Below are 22,756 nucleotides of genomic sequence, written 5' to 3' on the forward strand. Positions count from 1 at the left end.
TCTGACCTGAACGGGGAAGAGACTTTTATTGCCAAAGCCACCTTCAAAAACGGAAAAACCAAGGACAACATCGTTTTTAAAACCGATAAAGGCGCAAAGGTTGAAACGGAATGGATAGACGCTACAACGGCAAAAATCACGATCCAGAAAACTTTTGACTTTGCTAAAGAAAGTATTATTGCCACGGTAAGCCCAACAACCCAAAAAACGGAAGAACCAAAAGCCAAGGATGACATTGCTGGTAAAGTAAACATTTGGCATCTTTCACAAAAACCTATAAATGTTACTTTGGTAAGTGTAAATGGTGCCACAATACCAGCAAAAGCAGCTGAGGATCTAAATACCATTTACAATAAAGCAGGAGTGCAATTTAGTGTAAAAGAGGAGAATATAAGAATTGACAATTTACCTAATAAAATAATTTGTGGTTCTAGTGATCTCTTGAACACCTATACCCTAGATCAAATAAGCATAACTACTGCAATCCGGAAAGCTCTTGGTAGTAGTTATGATAAGGAAACGTATTACATGCTTTATACGGGCAGTACAGCTGATAACGGGGTAGACGGTTTCATGCCATTAGGACGCCAGTATGGTTTTATTTTTGACAATAAAAATCACACATTAGCACACGAATTAGGACACGGAGCATTAAGACTAGAGCACCCTTTTACCGAGTTTAAAACGACTAAAGGCAGCACCACATTATTAATGGATTATGCCGACGGAACTAAACTAGACCACAACAACTGGCAAAGCATTCACGGAGGCGGATGGAAACCGTATTTGTTTCAGAATGATGCGGATGGGGCTTTGGCAGGCGGTTATGCAATTGCGCCTGATTGGAGTTTTGTGAGTAATGGGTCGGAAGGTACAGTAAAGGCTAGTGGTGATAGTGACTCTAAAGGTTTCTTACGAGGTATTGTTGTTAATGATGTTACCTATATATGGAAGCTTGATTCTGATAGAAAATTCAAATATTTAAATGAAAATTCAGTTCCGTATACAAATCCACAAATTTTGCCTAAAGAGGATAAAGACCTTATATTTTTATTCTTTGCAAATCAAAATTCTCGTGGAAAGTATATAAAAACGGTCTACAAAGAATTAGCAAGTATTATCAAATCAAAAAGCGATAAAGATTTAAGTGATTTTATTACGAAGCATAGTACTCCCGATTTATACACAAAAGCAAAAGATGAAAAACGTAATACCTATTGGGGCTATGTAGGCTGTAGCAATTGTGATAGTAATGGCGTTGAGAATGGAAGTAGTGACGAACAAAAATTACAAGATTTAATAGCTAAATTAAAAATTAAGACTGGAGTGGAATCTGTAGCTTCAGAAGCTATAATTTTAGATAAAAACAACCCGCAATATCAAGAAAAGTTAGCTGAGGCACTAGAAAAGACTTCTTATATTCTAGCAACTTATGATAGTAGTGGAAAGGAATCTCTAAAACTACAATACAAATTGCAAGTTCCAAAAGCGATCAAGGATCTTTTTCCTGATTTCAAAACATCAGATAATTGTATTCAAGACTATATAAACAATAGTTTAGAAAACCTACATAAAAATTTAATTTATAAAAACTATCAGCCTGTCGATCAAGCTTCATTAGAAATTTGCACTGTTTTTTATCAAGGTTTTTTCGGTATGTGGTCTTGTGCAACTAGTGAAGAAAGCATTGCAAATTCAGGTGAAATACAACAATGTTTAGCAGGTGCCACACATGAAGCTATTGCAATGATTGATGTAGTTGCGCTAGTAAATGGAGTAGCCACATTAGCAAAAGAGGGTACAAAAACATATCTGGAGAGCTATGTAAAATATTATGAAAATCTACAATCTATAAGCAGCACAATTATTCAAGGAAGCGAGGTACAAACCACACAAATTTTGGGCGCAGTATTAATTCCTCCATACAATATAGCTTCTCAAGTAATTGATAAAGTAGTAAAAGTCGCAGACAATTTTAAGAAATCATATTTTACAGAATGTAATAAAACGGAATTTAAAAACGGAAAAATTGCTGATATTTGCTGGTATCGTTATGGGCAATTGGGGGCAATGATAGCTCCAATTATATATACTGGTGGCGAATACGCAGTAACTAAAGTTAAGCAAATTGCCAACATATCCAAAACAAGTATTACTCTTGCAGAAAATGTTATAAAACTTAACGAAAAACTTATTGCAAAAGGTGTATATTTGCTCGAAGCTGATGGTAAAACCCTCATAAAAAATGCAACAACAGGAGAAGTTGTAACTGTTAAAGGGACTGCTGTAAAAGATGTTGAGAAGGCTTTGGATGAGTTGGGTGTTGTGCAAGGGGCGGGGAGTTTTATTCCTAACCTTTTAAATAAAGTAGATAACATAGAAAATGCTGTTGTATCTGTTGCAAAAAATGAGGCGGAAATATTAGACGAGCTTGTAAAAACCAATAACACCGTAACAGAAAATGCTAAAAAGTTTTGGGCTCAACATGAAATGAATGTTACAAAACATTTAGATGATGTTTATGGAAGTGGTAAAGTTGGACAACAAATAACAGTTGATATTTATATTCAAGGGCAAACATTGCCAGTACGCTGTAGAATTGATAACCTTATTGACGTTGGTGGTGGTAAATTTAGAATTGTTGACGGAAAAAGTAGCATAATAAATAATTTAAGTACAAAAACGCCAACGGAATTATTGAACAGCATGAGTACTGTTAACCAAAAAGCGTTTTATGATGCTTTGAAAAATGGCACGATAACTCAAATCAAACCTGCAGGAGCAAGAGCCCAAACGTTTTTAGGGAATCTAAATCCAATTCAGGTAGAGAAATCCGTTGACTTTTTTGTAAATGATGTGTCAACCAACGGTTACAATATATTTAAAAAGACATTAATACTTCAGTAAATGAAAATTTCAGAATTAACGAAACATATTAATGAAGCTGTAAAACAAAGATTGTCCCCACTTGGTTTTAAAAAAGATGGTTATGGATTTACTTTAAATGAAAACGGTTTTACAAAAAAAATTATTTTTTCTAGTATAGATAGAGATAATTCTTTTCCTACATCTTTTTCTGTATGGTTTGGATTTTTAGGTGTTGATAGGGTTTTATTTAGAGCAACTGGTAATGAAGTAGATTTAAAGAAAATCAAACATGGAGGGCAAGTTTTTATTCGTCAAGTAGAATTATTTGAGCAAGGGACATATCCATTTAAAGATTATGATATTTATACTTTTGAACAAGCTGATGATGCAGTAAGTGAGTCCCTAAATTATTTTATAGACTTCATTATTCCAGATATGAATAAGTTTAAAAGTGTTCTAAAACTGGAAGAACAAATCAATTTAAAAGGGCAATTTATAAATGATAGATTTTTATCAACTAAGGTAAAGTATGGTCTAATTTTAGCCAAGTTAGTTAATAATCCAAATTATGAATTTCTAAAGAATAAATATCGAGAATTGCTAAATGATTGGAGCGATTGGGATAAGCAGGAATTAGAAAAAGTGATTGATTTTATAGATACACATAGCCAAGAAGAATTATTGAAAATTGCAGAAGAATAAAATGAAATTTCTACTTCAAATATTATTTCTCTTTCTCACTTGGTTTTCCCCGCTGGCTTAAGCGTGTGCTAGCGCGAGCGTCTCGCTCGTGCCCGCAAAGTAAACACAACCCCGATGGCTCGGCTCGGATATGTCCACTCAACGATAGTGCGGAATTGTATTCCGTACCCACACAGTAAAGCAACAATCTAAAATAAAGCCGATGGGGAATGTTTCAGATTATTTAAAATAACTTTTTTTAAGATGTATCCCCCGCTGCCGCACGAATCCTTTCGTGTGGCTATAGCTACTAACGGAGCCGACGGTTTCATGCCATTAGGGCTCCGCTCTCCGAAGTGTTCGTTTCTAACGCTACGCAAATGTCTCCGACTTTGCGCTCACCTCCATTTTCTCTTATCCCATCTTAATAACTACTGTATTTTGTAAATGACCAAGACTTCAAAACATCGGCAATCGGATTATCCATTTTTTCTATGGTCACTAAACCACTATCGTGTACATAATTGCTCGCACTCGAGTAAATATAATCGGAAGCTTTTTCGACAATGCCTGCACGCAAAGGATTCATGTGAATATAATCTAGCTTTGACCAAATAAACTTAGGCGCATAAATTTCTTCTGCATGATTACCATACTGTCAAAATTGGTAGTTTTTGTCCCTCGAATGACTTTCGGTTGGCAACTTAAATCGTTCCAACATCCATTCACGTCTACTTTCTGGTTCAGTTTGATTTTTTTCTAAAATAATTTTTGCCCTAAATTTTTTAAAATCACGCAATAAATCCGACAACTCACCTGTACTAGATTGTAGCACCAAATGAATATGATTACTCATAATTACATAACCATATACAAGCATGCCCTTATTTTTAACATAAAAATTAAGACAATCAATAATGCTGTCTCGATATATCTTTCTAGAAAAAACATCAACCCAATCTACTACCGTTGCTGTTATAAAATGTGCCTTGCTTTGATCACGTATTACATAGCCTTCTTTGGTCATATTTCTATTTTAATTATTTTAGTATGTAACTAATTATTGATTAGCATTGTGGCTGATAGCAGTGGGCGCAAAGTCGGAGACATTTGCGCAGCGAGCAGACTATTAATTAACTCTTTGCGCAGCGGGATGTTCGACAGTCGAACACCTCAAGACATTTTTAATGAAACAATTTACATTTCAAAAAACTATATATTTAAAATTAAATATAAAAAACTCATAATTATCATTTAAAAAAGAGATACAAAAACAACATGAAAAAATTAAAAATCCCCAACAATCATAAGCCTTTACAAACTATTTCCTAAGTTATCCAAGAACATTAATATAGGTAAAAGGTGTTCGATTGTAATCCCTTACACTCTACGGGAGAGGATAATTTAAAAATCATCCCTTCTTTTATTTTAATTCAACAATCCTTTTTCTTGCATTAACAAATGAGTTCGAGACAATATTGGTATCATGGTAAGTGTTCAATAGACATCTTCCTGATAGTATAAATTGTAATCGAGTACCAATTTGCTAATTTCTTTTGTGAATAATATTTGGGTAATTGTATATCGACTTTAGATTTCCAAGCAGGCTTAAATTTTTTTTAAATTTTAAATATTTGAGAATTATCTTTTCTAAAACGCACAATTATACCCTCACAAGATTAAATAATATTCTTGCTAAGAATCAAAAATAAAATAATAGTTCTATAGTAACTTTAAAAAATTACTACAATTTTATTCTAAATTTAGCTATATTTGATTTTCATTAAATATGAATTATTACGTTCATTAAATTCAAGTTAATTAGCTGATAAGGTTATAATTTAGCTATCAAATTAATTCGTTTAATTTTGTGGCAAAATCATGGCACATTGGGTTATAAATTTAGACAAATGCAGCATAGATAAGGGTTCAGCCGATTAGGTTCGAATCCTACCATCCACACAAAACGCTGCAAGCAATTGCAGCGTTTTTTTTTATCCAATTATTACTATAGTTCAATACTAAATTTGCAAAATAAAAAAAGCTCCGCTTCTTAATAAAAAGAACGGAGCCATATCAAATCTGTAGTAACTAATTTTATTCTAATATAAAACTCACGCTTACATTTGCGGTTATCGTGATTTCTCCTTCAGCCAGTGTTTCTCTTGGCACTGTACTATCTTCCATAGCCATTGATTTCATTCTTGCATAAACGGGCTGTGGCTGATAAATTTGTGAGTTATCTGAGATAGTCATCGCTTTACCTACTTTTTGCCCTAAAACAGACACATAGTCTTCTGCTTTGAGTTTAGCATCCTTCATCGCTAATTTTCTTGCCTCTGATTGGTATTGCGCTAGTTTTGAAGACTGGAAAATCACATTATCAATTCTATTGATTCCCTGATTCACTAGTCCTTCCATTAACTCATCATATTGCGATAAATCTCTCAAAAGAATCTCAACGGTTTGGCTAGCATTATAGCTTGTCTTCTTTTTTTCATAATCATAAACCGGATTTAATGAAACACGCTGCGTTCTATAATCAGCCGGTGCCAGATTCATTTTTTTGATGATCTTCAAAACCGCTTCCATTTGTTGGTCATTTTGCTTTTTAACCTCCTTAGCATCATTCCCTTTTGTCTCCACTGTCGCAGTAATAGTGGCCTGATCTGGCACTACTTTAACTTTTCCTTCTCCTGCAACATTGATTTGCGGAATTTGTTTGATTTCTTGAGCATATGACAGGGTCATAAACATCATGGACAGTACCACTAGTGCTTTTTTCATTTTGATTTGTATTAATTAATATATGAACTATAAATCTTTCAAAAATTATGCCATTATAATTTTCCCATTTTTGCCATTACAAAAAGAATAATTATTGGAATAGTAAGTAATACCACCATAAAAGTATGATCAACCACTAAATGCGGATTAGAAATCAAAGTAATCAAATACCCCCCAATAGCGCCTCCAAAATGCGCTGTATGCCCTATATTATCGTTCTTAGCTCTCATTCCATAAATAGAATACAACAAATAAAGAATCCCAAAAAGATAAGCTGGCATTGGAATTATAAAAAAGATCCCTAACATCATATCTGGTTGCAATAATATCGCCGAATACAGAACACCCGTAACGGCTCCAGAAGCGCCTATTGCTCTATAATTATAATCGTCTTTATGGAACATGATGGTCAATAAACTTCCAAAAATTAAACTTCCAAAGTAAACAATCAAAAACGACAAACTACCCAAATGACCAATCACCACAGGAGCAAAAAAGTAAAGTGTAATCATATTGAATGCCAAATGCGCGATGTCTGCATGAAGAAAACCGGAGGATATCAGTCTGATTTGTTCCCCAGCGCGAACACTTCCCATATGGAATTCGTATTTTCTAAAAAAAGCTTGATCATCAAAACCTTTGAAACTAATAAGTACAGTTACAACAATTATTGCTATTAAAATGATATTCATAAAGTCTATTTATTGTGAATTACAAAGGTACTAATTCTGACAGACCCTATTAGTACCTCATCAAAATATATCTGGATATTCATTTTTGACTTATCTTTGCAAGAAAAAATACTGCATGCAATTCCTCGTTTTTATTATAGCTTACCCTTTTCTTTGGATGATTTCCATTCTTCCCTTTCAAATTTTTTATTGGTTGTCAGATGGAGTCTATTTTTTAGTGTATTACATTATCGGTTATCGCAAGAAAGTGGTTAGAGCAAACATTGCTTTGGCTCTGCCTCATCTTACCGATAAAGAAAGACTGTTAATCGAGAAAAAATCATACCATCACTTATGTGATATGTTTATGGAAATGATAAAAACCATGACCATATCGTCAGAAGAAATGAACAAAAGATTTGTAATTACAAATCTTGAGCTGATGACAGAATACGAACAAAAAGGAAAAAGCATTATGCTGATAGCTTCCCATTATGCCAGTTGGGAGTGGTTAATTACACTTAATCAAAAAATAAGCTATCAGGGTGTAGGTGTCTATAAAAAATTAAGCAATAAATATTTTGATAAACTCATCAGAGACATTCGATCAAAATACAATACTGAACTAGTTACTACTAGCAGAACAATTCCATATATCGCACACAATCAAAAAGAAAATATTCTTTCTGTATATGGCTTAGCTAGCGATCAATCGCCAAAAGCAGATCGTATCTTTCATTGGAAATCATTCATGGGAGTAGAAGTTCCTGTTCATACAGGCCCAGAAATGCTGGCAAAGAGATATGATCTTAATGTCATTTTTGCAAAAGTAAAAAAAGTTGGAAGAGGCTATTATGAATGCACACTGATTCCTATCAGCGACAATTCCAGGTCAGTTCCTAATTTTGAAATTACCGATGCTTTTATTCAAGAAGTAGAAAAACAAATCCATGAAGCTCCAGAATATTATTTCTGGACTCATAAAAGATGGAAACACAGGCGATAAGAAGGCCGCTGTAATTTTAGTTTTAATTAACTGTCGGTGCAAAAATATTTGACTAATTTTGAGGCTAATGCAAAATAAAATGAAGTTAAAAATCAATAATAGATTTAGCACAGAATTACCCGCAGATCCTGACGAAACTAATGTTACGCGTCAGGTTAAAAATGCTTGTTTTTCTTTTGTGACACCCCAAATACCCTCGAATCCTAAATTAATCCATTTTTCAGAAGAAGCGGCAGCACTGCTTGGCATTTCTAATGAAGACGCGCAATCTTCTGAATTCACAAACGTATTTTCAGGGAAAGAACTGCTACCAGGTTCACGTCCGTATTCGATGAGCTATGCCGGACATCAGTTTGGTAATTGGGCTGGGCAATTAGGAGATGGTAGAGCCATTATTCTTGCTGAAGTAGAAAACAAGGAACAAGTTTATACCTTACAATTAAAAGGAGCCGGCATGACTCCTTACTCCCGTAGAGCAGATGGTCTAGCCGTATTGCGCTCTTCCATACGAGAGCATTTGTGTAGCGAAGCCATGTTTCACCTTGGTGTACCCACTACCCGATCGTTATCCTTGATGCTTACTGGAGACCAGGTATTGCGTGACGTCATGTATGACGGAAACCCCGCTTATGAAAAAGGCGCAGTGGTTTGCAGAGTAGCGCCTTCTTTTATTCGTTTTGGAAATTTCGAACTGTTCTCTTCTCAAAAAGATCTGAAAACATTAAAAGCAATCACTGATTTTACGATTAAATATCATTTTTCCGAAATCAAAGGAAATACGGCAGCCAATTATGTTCAACTTCTACAAGTCGTTGCAGACAAGACTCGCAAGATGATTATACACTGGCAGCGTGTTGGTTTTGTACATGGCGTGATGAATACGGATAATATGTCCATTTTAGGACTTACTATAGATTACGGCCCCTACGGATGGTTAGAGGATTACAACCCCAACTGGACCCCAAATACAACGGATCGTGAAAATCGTAGGTATCGTTTTGGCAATCAAGCCGAAATAGCACTATGGAATTTATATCAGTTGGCCAATGCTTTGTACCCCCTGATTCAGGAAGCAGCGCCCTTAGAATCGATATTAGAAGCCTTTCAATCGCAATATGAGAAAGAATATTTAAGTATGATGCGAAATAAATTAGGACTGTCCACTACAGAAGAAGAGGACAACCAACTTATTCATATCCTTACCGAAAATCTTCAACTCACAGAAACAGACATGACAATTTTCTTTAGAAAATTAAGCCAAATTAAAAAAGAAGAAGCTGTTGAAGTAGCTTTTGAATTGATTAAGGAATCCTTCTATAAGATAGAAGAACTTGTAGACAAAACGTACGATGCTTGGATGTATTGGTTTACCCAATATTTAAATAGACTGCAACAGGAATCGATATCAGATGCAGACCGTAAAGTAGCAATGGATCAAGTAAATCCTAAATATGTATTGCGAAATTATATGTCGCAATTAGCTATTGAAGCGGCAGAAAAAGAGGATTATTCACTAATTGAAGAACTACACCTTTTATTAAAAAATCCGTATCAAGAACAAGACGAATACCAAAAATGGTTCGCCAAAAGACCGGATTGGGCTAGAGAAAAAATTGGAAGCTCGATGCTATCCTGCAGTTCTTAAAATGAATTAATACCAACTAAAAAGCCCTTTAAGTATCTCTTAAAGGGCTTTTTTATATAAAAATAGATTTCTATTGGTTATAGTGAAAACCAGCTTTTAACCAATTCATCTTCTAACGGCTGTGCGTCCTTGTGGACAAACTCATTTGTATCTCTATTGTAGGTATAATCCATAGCCCATGTTTTATGGTTTTCGGCCAAAGCCTTAATGCTGTTACAAACAAATTCAATCTCGGCATTTGTTGTTGTAGGATGAATAGACATTCTAATCCAACCCGGCTTTCTTATTAAATCCCCTAAGGTAATTTCGTCAATCAATTTATGAGACGTTTCCTGATCTACGTGCAATAAAAAATGTCCGTAGGTTCCAGCGCAACTACATCCTCCACGAGTTTGTATTCCGAATTTATCATTCAGTAATTTCACACCCAAATTAAAATGTAAATCATCAACATAAAATGAGATTACACCCAATCGATCTTGATGCTGTGCCGCCAAAATTTTAATATTCGAAACAGTTCCTAATTCAGAGAAGATATAATCTACAATTTCATGTTCTCTTTTCAGGATATTATCAATTCCCATCTGCTCTTTCAGTTGAATAACAAGCGCAGTCTTAATCACTTGTAGAAAACCAGGTGTTCCCCCGTCTTCCCTATCTTCAATATTATCGATATACTTATGTCCGCCCCAAGGATTAGTCCAAGAAACCGTCCCTCCTCCTGGATTATCAGGAACTAAGTTTTGATATAATTTTTTATTAAATACTAAAACACCACAGGTTCCAGGTCCTCCAAGAAATTTATGAGGTGAAAAGAAAATGGCGTCCAAAAAGCTTTCTGAATCTTCAGGATGCATGTCGATTTCTACATAAGGTCCCGAACAAGCAAAATCAACAAAACAAAGTCCGTTATGTTGATGCATTATTTTTGCCACCTCATGATAAGGTGTTCGTATCCCCGTTACATTAGAGCAGGAAGTAATTGACGCAATTTTAAAACTTCGATCTTTGTATTTATCTAATAGTATTTCTAAATTTTCTACGCTAAATAATCCATCCTCCGTAGAAGGAATAACCTCAACATCAGCAATAGTTTCTAACCAGGAAGTCTGATTTGAATGATGCTCCATGTGCGAAATAAAGACAACAGGTTTCTTATCAGCAGGTACATTTATAAAATCTTTCAGGTTCTCCGGTACTTTCAATCCCAGAATACGTTGAAATTTGTTGACTACCCCCGTCATACCCGTTCCGTCGGTAATTAGAACATCATCACTATTTGCATTAACATGCTTTTTGATAATGCTGCGAGAATGGTGGTAAGCTTTAGTCATCGCTGTACCAGACACCGTAGTCTCCGTATGCGTATTTGCAACAAAAGGCCCAAATTCATTCATCAATTTTTCCTCAATCGGACGGTATAAACGACCACTGGCGGTCCAATCCGTATAGATAATTTGTTGTTGCCCGTACGGAGAACGGAAGTCTTGATCGATTCCTATAATATTCTTGCGAAATTGTTGGAAATACTGTTCTAATTGGGTTGGATTCTCTTTGGTAGTCATTCTAATCATTATTTGGTCGTAAAGATAATTGAATTTTAGGGAATCTGCAATTGAGATCGACTGTCATTCGTACGAATGAAATCTACACTTTAGAATCAGAAAGAACTGTTTCCAATACATTACTCATTCGAAACAAAAACAAAACCCTTTCAAAGTACTACTCTGAAAGGGTTTATCATATTATTAAAACGTCATGACTTACAAATCAAATCCAACTGAAAATTGCCAAACTCGGTTCTGTGCTTTTCCTTCATCATACAAATCTCCAAGGCCTAGGTGGTAACGCACTCCTAAACTGATTCCGGAATTAGTTTTAAAACCTCCTCCAAAGTTCATTCCCCAGTCAAAGTTATTAGGATCATATTCCTGAGAACTACTAAACAAACCATCGTATTCTTCCTTATGAGAAATAGCTAATCCTATTTGTGGTCCTGCCTCTAAGAAGAAATTTTTAGACGGATAGGCTTTTAGCATTAGCGGTAAATTGATATAATTCAGTTTTTGAGTAAAAGTACCATTAGCATCTTTGATTTCGTAGCCTTGTTGAGAATACATCAATTCCGGTTGGATAGAAAAGCTTTCGCTGATAAAGGATTCTCCATAAACCCCTATGTGAAACCCTTGGCGTTGTCCCGTTTCTCCGTCACCGTCAAAACTTACGGCAGCTAAATTATACCCTCCTTTTATTCCCGCATTTGACTGATGCGTTGCTGTATTCTGCGCGTTTACAGATGTCACTATTCCTACTAATAAAACTAGTGTCCTATATATATATTTCATGTTTTCTTATTTATACTTATTTTTATTTCCCGCCGTTCGCTTTAAGATCTGCTAAACATTGGGCATCCAGTTTCGGGGCTGAACCTCCTGAAACCATATTGGCAACTCCACTTCCTGATTCTGCAGACCAATACATTAAACAACTTTCGACATTACAATGTTTTTCGTGTGCCGCATCTTCATGATTGCTTTGCAAGGGCGTGCCTAAATTAGTCAGTCCTAGAATATGCCCAAACTCATGCGTTATTACTGTTGTTTCAAATAAAGCCCTGTTAGGTTCAAAAGGACTATCGCTCAAACTTTGAACCGTCTTTTCATAGATGACAAAGGATGTATTTCTATAAGCAGTTACTAAAACATAGCTATTTCCTGAGTCAGAAGCAGAAGCTCCATCTATAAAAAGAGCCCAAACTGCAATCTGATTTGCCGTGTTGTACTTCGTCCTGTTAGCATCTTCGATAGCGACAATTTCTTGATTTGTAAAAGTGGCTTTCGCCGGTGACGCAATTGCTCTCTTTACCACTGTTATTCCCCCTGACTTATTAGTTCTGGCATTCAAAAAAGAAGTGAAATTACTAATTGCCGTCGCTGATGGTTCGTATCCTTGGACATAAACCAATTCGATTACCATACTTTTATAAGTATCACCAGATAATAAATCATGGGACGAACTTCCTGTTGCTTTCTTATTATTAGTGATTGAAAATCCGTCTACAGAGGCAGTATCTGTACTATCCTCTTTAGAACAGGAAACTAATAAGGCAAAGGCCATCGTTACTAATGCAATTCTTTTTTTCATATTATTCTTTTTTTTGAATCCCGTTTTAAAAAACAGCAACCATTTCCAGTTGCTGTCTAAAACTAATCCAATATTTTTAAACTAATAGCTCGAGTTATATTTGTGTCAACACTAAGCTTACGGCAGCATTTGTTGTACTTTGTAACGTTATTGTCGATGTAGTAAAACTTGCTACTTTCCATGTATTATTCAATAAGCTAAAAGAAGTACTTCCAGTGAAATTTAATTTCAGAAAAACATCTAACTCTGAACTTACGGCATAAGTCCCTGTAGCAGTCGTTGTCAAAGCAGTAACCGCTTTTACTTTCCAGTCGTTTGCAAAATCTACAGTAGTATCTTTATAATTGTTTGCTGAATCTACTCCAGCAGTTATAAACGATTGTACTTTAAACGTACCATTAACTAAAATCGTTTCTAGTTTTTTCGAATTCTGCTCTGCTTGCGTTATTGTTGCTTGCGTTGTAACAGAAGCATTAATATTTGATTGCAATTCAGCATCGCTATTAACTGTTGATTGTGTACCATCAATAAGTTTAACCGTTATTGGATACTTAACTGCAAACAATTCAGTACTGCTTACATTACTCATATACGTAAACAATTCCTTTTCGGATGTGATAACTACACTTCCTGTTTGTTGTAAACTCACATTATAAGTTAAAATTGTAATAGGAAAGTTAATATTTAATGAAGTAATGGCAGCTTGACCTGAACTTTCGGCTGAACTACATGCATTCAAAATTGCATTGTACTCCGTTTGATTGTTCACAGTAACCTCTGTATAGTTACTTGTTCTAACACGCAATGGAAATTGGAGTTCCACTGAATCCTGATCATTATTAAACTGCCCTAAAATAGAAATGACTTGTTGGTAATCCAATTGGCTTAAAATAGAAACCTGAATCCCGTTTACTTTTGCGGTAGCGGGCAATAAAATAGACGAACAAGAAGCTCCATCTATAAAATCATCAAATGAACCATCATACATCGAAGTACGTTTCAGGTTGTTTGCAGTTGTTGAATTAGCAGCATTTGTATTTGGATTCTCTCCTTGCACTTCATTTACTTCACTTTGGCATGATGTTAAACCAAATATAGCCATCAATGCAATTCCGGTAATACTTTTTAATCTTTTCATAATTTACAAATTTAATGTTTTTCTAATGTTATAGAGCGATGATTGATTCGCCTTTCTGTTAGTAAGACAATCAACATTATTTTTACCCTACCCCCTTTTTTAATTAAAAAATAAACAAATATCTAAATCGCTTTAAATCAATATTTTACAATCCTAAAAAAGACAAAAAAAAATTTCAGTTTAATCCTCTTGTCCCGTTGTTTAAAAAATAATTTACATTTACAGCCCATACAATGAACCTACTATAAATGAATAACGGAGATAAAAACCTTTGTGAGGAACAACATTTTAGCGACTTTTATATAAAGAACGTACAATCAGCAACTAATTTTGCCTACTATAAATGTGGAGATAGCGATGCTGCCTTAGATCTTGTTCAAGATGCATTTGCCAAAATTTGGGAGAATTGCTCCCAGATTGATTTTAGTAAAGTCAAAACTTATTTGCTAACCACCGTAAATAATTTATTTCTGAATACCATAAAACACAATAAGGTAGTTATGGCTTTCGCCAAAGAGACGCCTAATTTAGACACCACAAATCAAAGTCCAGAATATCTACTCGAAGAAGAAGAATTCAAAATAAAACTGCAGAATGCAATTGCCTCCTTAAGTGAATCACAGCGCGAAGTCTTTCTAATGAATCGCATTGACGGAAAAAAATACCGCGAAATCGCTGAATTGCTTGATATTTCGCAGAAAGCCGTTGAAAAAAGAATGTCGGCAGCACTTAAAATTTTGAAAACACAAATAGAAAACATATAATTATTTGATTTATAGTAGGGTAAATCGAATTGAAGTTGTCTTATACATATAGAGTTGAAAATGAAAAACGAAAACGAAATAATAAAATGGCTTAACGGCGAACTTTCAAGTCAAGAAATTGAGGATTTAAAACAATCTGAAGGTTTTGACACGCTTGAAAAAATAGCACATTATGCTTCACATTTGGAAACCCCAAAGGTAGATGCGCAAGCGGCTTTGGCAGCTTTCAAAACCAGATCCCTTTCGAAAAAAGAAACAAAAATACGAACGCTAAAATTTACAACCTTCTTTAAGGTGGCGGCCGCTTTATTGGTACTGCTTACTTCCTCTTATTTCCTGTTTTTTAACAATACCCAATCCTACGAAACCGGAATCGCACAAACAAAAACATTCCGATTACCAGATAACTCGGAAGTTTTATTGAATGCAGAATCAAAAATCACATTCAATGAAAAAAAATGGGAAAATAACCGTGATTTAACCCTTGATGGAGAAGCCTATTTTCAGGTACAAAAAGGAGAAACCTTCAGCGTACAAACTGCTGACGGTGTTGTACAAGTACTGGGAACTCATTTTAATGTGAAACAACGCAACAATTATTATGAAGTAAGTTGCTACGAAGGACTAGTAAGTGTAACCTATAATAATGAAACCGTTAAGTTACCTCCTGGTAAAACGTTTAGAGTTGTCAATAAGCAAATTGAAGCCGTCGATGATTCTACTGCTGAAAACCCATCGTGGATGCAAAAAGAATCCAGTTTTACTCGAATTCCTCTGAATCAAGTAATAGCAGAATTAGAGCGTCAGTACGATATTAAAATTAAAGTGGATGGTGTTGATACAACTAAGCTATTTACAGGAAGTTTTACCCATACAAATCAAAAAATCGCGCTGGAAGCTGTGACTATTCCTTTAAAATTGAGTTACAAAATAGATGGCAAAACTATCGTATTCTATAACTATGAATAAATGGATTCTTTATTTATTGTTGTGTATGACCACTATTGTTCAGGCACAAACTGCAACCAATAAAACCGCTTTAACAGCGATTATAGGTACTATTGAGCAGCAATTCAATGTAAAATTCTCCTATGCTGTAGAAGATGTAGCTACTATAGCTATCGAAAAACCAGCTCTTGAACTAACCCTTGAGCAAACTATAGCGTACCTCAACTCAAAAGTACTTTTGAACTTTAAAGCGCTAGACAATCGCTATGTAACAGTTTCTGTACTAAACAAAACATTCCCAGTTTGTGGCATCGTAATCGCTCAGGATTCAAAGACTTCTTTACTGGGAGCATCTATACGCATTGATAATAGCTCAAATGGAACCATTACTGCAAAAAACGGCACTTTTATCTTAGAAAAGGTAGCACTTGACGCCAAAATCACCATTTCGTACATAGGCTACGAATCCAAACAATTTACTGCAAATGAATTATTTTCTACGGAAGGTAATTGCAAGAAAATATTCTTGAACCCTTCCAAGGAAGAACTCAATCAAGTATTGATAAATGTTTACCTAACACCTGGATTACAGAAATACATTGACGGAAGCACGGTTTTAAACACTAAAAAATTTGGAATTCTTCCCGGACTAGTCGATCCTGATGTATTACAGTCCATACAAGCTTTGCCAGGAGTGGAAAGCACGAATGAAAGTATTGCTAATATCAATGTACGTGGTGGTACAAATGACCAGAATTTAATGCTTTGGGACAATATAAAGATGTACCATTCTGGGCACTTTTTTGGTTTGATTTCGGCTTACAATCCTAATGTAACTAATAAAGTCACCGTAAGTAAAAACGGAACCAGCGCTGCCTATAGCGATGGAGTCTCGAGTACCATCAACATGAGTACAAACGATCACATAGGAACTACAATTTCAGGTGGCGGTGGTGTCAATCTAATTAGCGCCGATGCCTTTGTAGAAATTCCTCTGGCGAAAAATCTCGAGTTGGATATCTCTGCACGTCGCTCCGTAACTGATGTAATTACCACACCCACTTTTTCCAACTATTACCAGAGAAGTTTTCAAGACACAGAGATTAATGCTGACCATACGGATAAAAGCACTAAATCCGATTTCTATTTTTATGACTTTACTGCTAAATTACTATTCGACTTAAACGACAAACATAGCTTTAGAGCCAATATAATCGGAATCAATAACGCCTTGAATTATGCTGAATATTTGAATACTGACCAAAGTGCTTCTAAAGTCAGCAAGCTTTCGCAAAAGAACATTGGATACGGAGGAAGTTGGAAAGGGCAATGGACGGATGCCTTTAGTACTGAGGTAGTCACTTATTTTTCTAGATACAATATTGATGCTACCGATTATCGCGTACCAACAGACCAGCTTTTGACCGAAGCTAATGAAGTACTTGAAACCGGAACCAAGCTGAATGCACATTATAAAGCTAGTTCAAACCTTAGTTTATTATTAGGGTACCAGGTGAACGAAACCGGAATGCTCAACCAAACTACCGTGAGTGCTCCCTCCTATTCCAGCACTAAAAAAGACGTATTACTCAATCATGCCGTCTTTGCGGAAGCAGAGTACAATAAAAACAACACCTATTTACGACTGGGAGCACGTTTAAATTATTTTAAAAAATTTGACAAATTACTAGTAGAACCTCGTATTAATGTCCGCCAACAAGTATCGAAGCAGTTTGCTCTAAAATTAGAAGGCGAATTTAAAAATCAGACCGCAACTCAAATCATCGATTTTGAAGACGATTTCCTAGGTGTTGAAAAAAGGCGGTGGGTATTGGTAAACAATGAAGACATTCCTATCGCAACTAGCAAACAAAGTTCTTTTGGAATAGAATTTAAACAAAATAAATTGAATATTGAACTGACAGGATTTTACAAAATCGTGGATGGTATTACGGCTTCTAATCAAGGGTTTTACAATAACTTTCAATATAAAAATGCGCACGGCAGTTATACGGCAAAAGGAATCGAATTTCTTGCCAATAAAACGGCAAGACGATTCAGTACCTGGATTAGTTATACGTATAGTACTAACGATTATGAATTTGACTCCTTTACTCCTTCTACCTTTCCAAATAATGTAGACATTCGGCATTCAGCTTCACTCGGGTTTAATTATGATATCCTGGACAATCTGAAAATTTCAGTGGGAGGAATTTGGCGAAATGGACAACCGTACACCAGCCCGATTGCAGGCAATGAAACTGTAAAAAGCGGTAATAATACTATGGTGAATTATGGCGCTCCTAACAGCGAGAATCTAGATGATTTTATGCGTTTGGATGCTTCTTTTAGTTACGGTTTCAATTTCAGTTCTGCCATTAAAGCTACACTACGTGGCGGGGTAATCAATATCACTGATGAAGACAATGTCATAAACCGCTATTACAAAGTAGATCCAAACGACGACAGTAAAACTGTTACCGTAAACAACAAATCTCTAGGTATGACTCCTAATGTAAGTTTTAGAGTTAATTTTTAACCTCGGATAAATCATCACCAATTTAGAAAAAAATCCCTTTCAAATTTCACTTTGAAAGGGATTCTTACATTGGACTATACGTAAATGCTATTATAAAAATATAACAGTCATTTATTTAGAAAGTATAACGTTATTTAGAACCAGAAATTCTCTATTTCTTTTTCTACTATTTATCAACACAATCCACAGCAGTGAATTTATATTTTACACGCTCAAAATCGATAGGCTCCCCTTTAACAAAATGAGAGGCTCCCAACGTAATTTGTATTTTCCCATCACCTAAAATCAGTTCGTCCCCACGCTTTAGAAATGCCATCGGATTTTTATATGTTTTCTCCGTATATCCACCCTGGGTAAACGTATAACTAGCAAATAAGGTATCACCATGAAATTCTCCTGCAATTTCACCAACTTTTTTCGGCATATTAGCAATCGCCATCTCCATATTACCCTTTATTTCCCCATTTTTGAAAGTATTAATTTTCAAATCAAGCGTATCTTCTTCATAAAGTGCTTTATAACACTGTACGCTTACGATCTCTACAGCTTCCTTAGCTTTAATGATTTTTTCACTTTTATTATTTTTACAACTTTGGAGTCCAATGCAAGTAAACAGCAAACATAAAAGGCCTAGATTTTTCATAATAGTATCTATTAGTTAATAATATTGGCAATAGCCATTGCTAATTTACAAATAAATAGCGTGAAATAATATAGATTTTATATAAAATTTGAAGAGAAATATCTTAATAAAATAGAAGCCTTACCGCTCCACTATACTGAAGTGCCATATATTTAAAAGAGCTGTCCCTAACATATATTACGGTTGTAATGCAATTACATTGTTTACAAAGAAGTTTAAAGACCCTCAGTGTAGAGGATATTAAGTAGCAACGAAAGCTAGACCAAATGAGATTCGAACTTAAATAAAATAATCTATTTTTATTTTTTACCGTATTTAAAATTTACACTGTCAGGAAATAAGTTTTTAGACGTCTAATAAATTAAATACCTTTATAAAAAAAATACCATGCGCCTCTATATCTATTTTATGAGTTTCTTTTTTTCAATAATGTTATCTGCACAGAATAACATTCCGCAAGTATTGAAAAAACTGAATAAAGAAACGGTTCCCTATATCAAAGTGAATGAACTGAAAGAGAAAAAAAACTTAGTTTTTCTGGATGCCAGAGAACCTAAAGAATACAAAGTAAGTCACATTCAAGGGGCCCTTCCCGTAGGCTTCGATCATTTTAAGTCTAACAATGTTACCGCTAACATTACAGATAAGAATGCCACTATAATAGTCTATTGCTCTATTGGAGTTCGTAGCGAGCAGATAGGCGAAAAATTACAAAAATTGGGCTACAAAAATGTTTACAATTTGTACGGAGGTATTTTTGAATATAAAAACACAGGCGGAAAAGTGGTGAACAATCAAAATAAAGTAACAGACAGTGTACACGCTTACAATAAGGCATGGAGTGTTTATTTAACCAAAGGAATCAAGGTGTATGAAGACTGATGCTTTATTAATTTTTACTCGTAATGCCGAATTAGGCAAAGTAAAAACCAGACTCGCAAAAACTATCGGTAATGAAAAAGCATTAGTTGTGTACAAAGATTTACTTTTACATACCATGACTGAAACCCATTCAATCGACTGTGATAAATTTGTGTTTTATGATAGCGGCATTGTCGAGGATGACATTTGGTCTAGAGAATTTTATCAAAAAAAGTTACAAGTTAATGGTGATTTAGGACAACGGATGCACGATGCATTTGAAATTCTTTTTGAAATGGGATACCAAAATTGTATTATTGTAGGCAGTGACTTATTTGACTTAAAAGCAATCATTATTGAAACTGCTTTTAAAAAGCTTATAAACCATGATGTGGCAATCGGGCCTGCAGAAGATGGCGGTTATTATTTATTGGGACTAAAAAAAGGCCATCCAGCAATTTTCCAAAATAAAGACTGGGGAAAAGACTCTGTTTTTAAAGCTACAATGAAGGATTTAAAAGGCCAGAAAGTTTGTCTTTTGGATACTTTAAATGATATTGATACCTTTGCAGATTTAGAACAAAGCTCTTATGACATTGCTGTCTTAAATCTAACTTCAATAACTAAAAGAGATTAAAAAAAGCTGCTTAAACCTTAAAATACGAATTGCAAACAAATGGAAAAATACATTGACATACTACTGAATTCCTACAGCGGTTATTTTAACTACCTGAAGAACGAAATTCTATATTGGAATTGGGACAACTATTTTTATGGGTTGATTGCCATTTCCTTGGTAGTCTGGTTGCTTGAAATTGCGTTTCCTTGGCGAAAAGAACAAGCTATTTTTCGCAAAGATTTCTGGCTGGATCTATTTTATCTTTTTTTCAATTTTTTCTTACTCAATCTAATTCTTCTTATTGCATTATCTAATGTAGTGGAACAATTTATTAATGATATACTCCATTTTTTTGGGCTCGAATTAATGTCTATTCAGCTCTTTTCTATATCTGAGTTCCCAAAACCATTAGCTTTATTCGTGTTCTTCCTAATTAGTGATTTCATCCAATGGAATGTACATCGTTTATTACACATGATTCCTTTCTTATGGAAAATTCACAAAACCCACCACAGCGTAAAGGAAATGGGGTTTGCAGCCCATTTTAGATACAATTGGATGGAACCTCTTGTTTATAAATCTATACTTTATATCCCTATTATTCTTATTGGGGGTGTAAACCTTGAAGATGTTTTTATTGTACATTTCATCTCGATTGCCATAGGCCATTTGAACCATGCTAATGTGGGTTGGGACTACGGTTTTTTAAAATACATATTTAACAATCCTAAAATGCATATCTGGCATCACAGTAAAAAAATACCAAACAAATACGGTGTCAACTTTGGAATTTCACTAAGTTTATGGGATTACATATTTAAAACCAATTATATACCTGAAGACGGAAGAGATATCGAACTTGGGTTTGACGATGAGAATGAGTTTCCAAATGATTTTATTAAGCAAGAAATATATCCTTTAAAATAATCATTGATTTTTTCTGTCAGGACTGACTGATATGATTGTCTATACTTGTATAATTTTAAAAAAAACCAATGAAAAAATATTTCTTAACACTACTTCTATTACCACTGCTTTCTTGCGGTAAAAATAAAAATAATCTTGAAATTCCAACTAAAGCATACCAAACAACTACCACAGCAGATGCTGAGAGTATGAATCATGCTAGATGGAATGTACTATTGCAAAAAAATGTTTCTAAAAATGGAAATGTAAACTATAAAGGCTTTAAAAAAGACAGTAACCAATTACAGACGTATCTAAATGAGTTATCGGAAAATGTGCCTACAAAATCATGGTCTAGAAACGCTACACTTGCTTATTGGATCAATGCGTACAACGCCAATACAGTAAAATTAATTTTAGACAATTATCCAACTAAAAGCATCAAGAACATTAATGATCCCTGGGGTAAAAAATTCTTTTCTTTAGGAAACAAAAAATACAGTTTAGAAGAAATCGAACATGAAATACTTCGCAAAATGGATGAACCAAGAATACATTTCGCCATCAATTGCGCTTCTTTTTCTTGTCCTAATTTACTTAATGAAGCCTATACTGCAGCCAAATTAGACCAGCAATTAGCTACTGGTGCAAAGAGCTTCATTAATGATAAAACTAAGAATACCATAACAGCAAACAAAATTGAAATCTCAAAAATATTTGATTGGTTCGCTGGTGATTTTAAGAAAAAAGGTTCCGTTATTGATTTTTTAAACCAATACAGTACTACTAAAATCAGTAGCAAGGCAAAAGTAAATTACAAAGACTACAACTGGAGTTTGAATGAATAAAATTTCAATAATAATTCCCATTTTTAATGAGTTAAAAACCATTACAAAGCTATTATTACATCTTGAAAATAAAGTGTTCCAGAAAGAAGCAATTGAAATAATAGTTGTTGATGGAGGAAGTACCGATGGTTCTCCTGATATATTGAAGGCTAATTCAAACGTAAAATTAATTCAAACAGAAAAAGGGAGAGCGATACAAATGAATCTGGGAGCCAAAAAGGCCACAGGAACCGTTCTTTATTTTTTACACTGTGATAGTTTTCCTCCAACCAATTTTGACCGCATTATTTATAATACTGTTCAAAAAGGAAAGCAGGCCGGCTGTTTCAGAATGAAATTTGATTATAAACATCCCGTTTTGATAGTTTCGCAGTGGTTCACTCGATTCAATCATATTTCCTGCCGCGGCGGCGATCAATCTTTATTTATAACTAAAAAATTATTCGAAGAAATAAACGGTTTTGATGAGCAATTTATCATCTATGAGGATAATGAAATCATTTCAAGGCTGTATGACAAGAAACAGTTTGTCGTGCTTCCTGATTATATAATTACATCGGCCAGAAGGTACCGACAAAATGGGGTTTGGCGTTTGCAATACCATTTTAGTATCATTCATCTTAAACGTAGGTTAGGCCACTCTACTGAAAGTATGCTGGAGTATTATAAAAAAAACATCCTGTGAACT

General features: G+C 34.7%; 20 protein-coding genes and 1 pseudogene. 12 read left to right on the forward strand and 9 right to left on the reverse strand.

Going from position 1 to position 22,756, the window contains the following annotated elements:
* Together BMW63_RS18210 and BMW63_RS15810 are read left to right on the forward strand one after the other, a co-directional pair.
* Nucleotides 1-2,907, forward strand: a pseudogene (locus BMW63_RS18210) (hypothetical protein); the annotation flags it as partial.
* Nucleotides 2,908-3,570, forward strand: coding sequence for a hypothetical protein (locus BMW63_RS15810; RefSeq protein WP_074724431.1), 663 nt, complete (start codon nucleotides 2,908-2,910; stop codon nucleotides 3,568-3,570).
* A 403-nt stretch (nucleotides 3,571-3,973) separates the two neighbouring features.
* Here BMW63_RS15810 and BMW63_RS18640 read toward each other — a convergent pair whose 3' ends face one another.
* The 4 genes from BMW63_RS18640 to BMW63_RS15825 all read right to left on the reverse strand — a co-directional run bounded on the left by BMW63_RS18640 (nucleotide 3,974) and on the right by BMW63_RS15825 (nucleotide 7,028).
* Nucleotides 3,974-4,138, reverse strand: coding sequence for a hypothetical protein (locus BMW63_RS18640; RefSeq protein WP_317040301.1), 165 nt, complete (start codon nucleotides 4,136-4,138; stop codon nucleotides 3,974-3,976).
* 69 nt (nucleotides 4,139-4,207) lie between these two features.
* The gene (locus tag BMW63_RS18645) at nucleotides 4,208-4,576 is read right to left on the reverse strand and encodes a transposase (protein ID WP_317040302.1); all 369 of its coding nucleotides are present in this window, start codon (nucleotides 4,574-4,576) and stop codon (nucleotides 4,208-4,210) included.
* A gap of 1,070 nt (nucleotides 4,577-5,646) precedes the next feature.
* A complete protein-coding gene (locus BMW63_RS15820; RefSeq protein ID WP_074724432.1) occupies nucleotides 5,647-6,336 on the reverse strand; it encodes an SIMPL domain-containing protein in 690 nt (229 codons plus the stop codon).
* A gap of 53 nt (nucleotides 6,337-6,389) precedes the next feature.
* A complete protein-coding gene (locus BMW63_RS15825; protein ID WP_074724433.1) occupies nucleotides 6,390-7,028 on the reverse strand; it encodes a rhomboid family intramembrane serine protease in 639 nt (212 codons plus the stop codon).
* 115 nt (nucleotides 7,029-7,143) lie between these two features.
* Between BMW63_RS15825 and BMW63_RS15830 the strand changes: the two genes are divergently transcribed.
* Together BMW63_RS15830 and BMW63_RS15835 are read left to right on the forward strand one after the other, a co-directional pair.
* The gene (locus BMW63_RS15830; protein ID WP_074724434.1) at nucleotides 7,144-8,013 is read left to right on the forward strand and encodes a lysophospholipid acyltransferase family protein; all 870 of its coding nucleotides are present in this window, start codon (nucleotides 7,144-7,146) and stop codon (nucleotides 8,011-8,013) included.
* 79 nt (nucleotides 8,014-8,092) lie between these two features.
* Nucleotides 8,093-9,658 (forward strand): protein adenylyltransferase SelO, encoded by a 1,566-nt coding sequence (locus BMW63_RS15835; protein WP_074724435.1) that lies wholly within the window; start codon nucleotides 8,093-8,095, stop codon nucleotides 9,656-9,658.
* A gap of 77 nt (nucleotides 9,659-9,735) precedes the next feature.
* Here the strand turns inward: BMW63_RS15835 and BMW63_RS15840 are convergent, their stop codons facing one another.
* The 4 genes from BMW63_RS15840 to BMW63_RS15855 form a co-directional block, all read right to left on the reverse strand.
* Entirely contained in the window at nucleotides 9,736-11,223 is a 1,488-nt protein-coding gene (locus tag BMW63_RS15840) for an aminotransferase class V-fold PLP-dependent enzyme (RefSeq protein WP_074724436.1), read from the reverse strand.
* Between the two features lie 198 nt (nucleotides 11,224-11,421).
* Entirely contained in the window at nucleotides 11,422-12,003 is a 582-nt protein-coding gene (locus BMW63_RS15845) for a porin family protein (protein ID WP_074724437.1), read from the reverse strand.
* Nucleotides 12,004-12,025: 22 nt separating this feature from the next.
* Entirely contained in the window at nucleotides 12,026-12,802 is a 777-nt protein-coding gene (locus tag BMW63_RS15850; RefSeq protein ID WP_074724438.1) for a membrane metalloprotease, read from the reverse strand.
* Nucleotides 12,803-12,896: 94 nt separating this feature from the next.
* Nucleotides 12,897-13,940, reverse strand: a complete 1,044-nt coding sequence (locus BMW63_RS15855) for a hypothetical protein (RefSeq protein ID WP_074724439.1) — start codon at nucleotides 13,938-13,940, stop codon at nucleotides 12,897-12,899.
* Nucleotides 13,941-14,188: 248 nt separating this feature from the next.
* Here BMW63_RS15855 and BMW63_RS15860 point away from each other — a divergent pair, with 248 nt between their 5' ends.
* The 3 genes from BMW63_RS15860 to BMW63_RS15870 are packed head-to-tail and all read left to right on the forward strand — an operon-like array spanning nucleotide 14,189 to nucleotide 18,191.
* Nucleotides 14,189-14,704, forward strand: a complete 516-nt coding sequence (locus BMW63_RS15860) for an RNA polymerase sigma factor (RefSeq protein ID WP_074724440.1) — start codon at nucleotides 14,189-14,191, stop codon at nucleotides 14,702-14,704.
* Nucleotides 14,705-14,764: 60 nt separating this feature from the next.
* Nucleotides 14,765-15,673 (forward strand): FecR family protein, encoded by a 909-nt coding sequence (locus tag BMW63_RS15865; RefSeq protein ID WP_074724441.1) that lies wholly within the window; start codon nucleotides 14,765-14,767, stop codon nucleotides 15,671-15,673.
* A complete protein-coding gene (locus tag BMW63_RS15870; RefSeq protein WP_074724442.1) occupies nucleotides 15,639-18,191 on the forward strand; it encodes a TonB-dependent receptor plug domain-containing protein in 2,553 nt (850 codons plus the stop codon). The genes BMW63_RS15865 and BMW63_RS15870 overlap by 35 nt, the downstream gene beginning before the upstream one ends.
* Nucleotides 18,192-18,357: 166 nt before the next feature.
* Here the strand turns inward: BMW63_RS15870 and BMW63_RS15875 are convergent, their stop codons facing one another.
* A complete protein-coding gene (locus tag BMW63_RS15875) occupies nucleotides 18,358-18,834 on the reverse strand; it encodes a hypothetical protein (RefSeq protein WP_074724443.1) in 477 nt (158 codons plus the stop codon).
* A gap of 408 nt (nucleotides 18,835-19,242) precedes the next feature.
* Here BMW63_RS15875 and BMW63_RS15880 point away from each other — a divergent pair, with 408 nt between their 5' ends.
* The 5 genes from BMW63_RS15880 (at nucleotide 19,243) to BMW63_RS15900 (ending at nucleotide 22,753) form a co-directional block, all read left to right on the forward strand.
* Nucleotides 19,243-19,716, forward strand: a complete 474-nt coding sequence (locus BMW63_RS15880; RefSeq protein ID WP_245744995.1) for a rhodanese-like domain-containing protein — start codon at nucleotides 19,243-19,245, stop codon at nucleotides 19,714-19,716.
* Nucleotides 19,706-20,332: a TIGR04282 family arsenosugar biosynthesis glycosyltransferase gene (locus BMW63_RS15885; RefSeq protein ID WP_074724445.1), complete on the forward strand. Its 627-nt coding sequence runs from the start codon at nucleotides 19,706-19,708 to the stop codon at nucleotides 20,330-20,332. The genes BMW63_RS15880 and BMW63_RS15885 overlap by 11 nt, the downstream gene beginning before the upstream one ends.
* A 39-nt stretch (nucleotides 20,333-20,371) precedes the next feature.
* Entirely contained in the window at nucleotides 20,372-21,241 is an 870-nt protein-coding gene (locus BMW63_RS15890; protein WP_074724446.1) for a sterol desaturase family protein, read from the forward strand.
* Between the two features lie 68 nt (nucleotides 21,242-21,309).
* Nucleotides 21,310-22,068: a DUF547 domain-containing protein gene (locus tag BMW63_RS15895; protein WP_074724447.1), complete on the forward strand. Its 759-nt coding sequence runs from the start codon at nucleotides 21,310-21,312 to the stop codon at nucleotides 22,066-22,068.
* Complete coding sequence (locus BMW63_RS15900; RefSeq protein ID WP_074724448.1) at nucleotides 22,061-22,753, forward strand: TIGR04283 family arsenosugar biosynthesis glycosyltransferase; 693 nt, start codon at nucleotides 22,061-22,063, stop codon at nucleotides 22,751-22,753. The genes BMW63_RS15895 and BMW63_RS15900 overlap by 8 nt, the downstream gene beginning before the upstream one ends.
* Nucleotides 22,754-22,756: the final 3 nt, after the last annotated feature.

Origin of the sequence: Flavobacterium frigoris, from assembly GCF_900111075.1 — a bacterium.
In the GTDB taxonomy this organism is placed as follows: domain Bacteria; phylum Bacteroidota; class Bacteroidia; order Flavobacteriales; family Flavobacteriaceae; genus Flavobacterium; species Flavobacterium frigoris.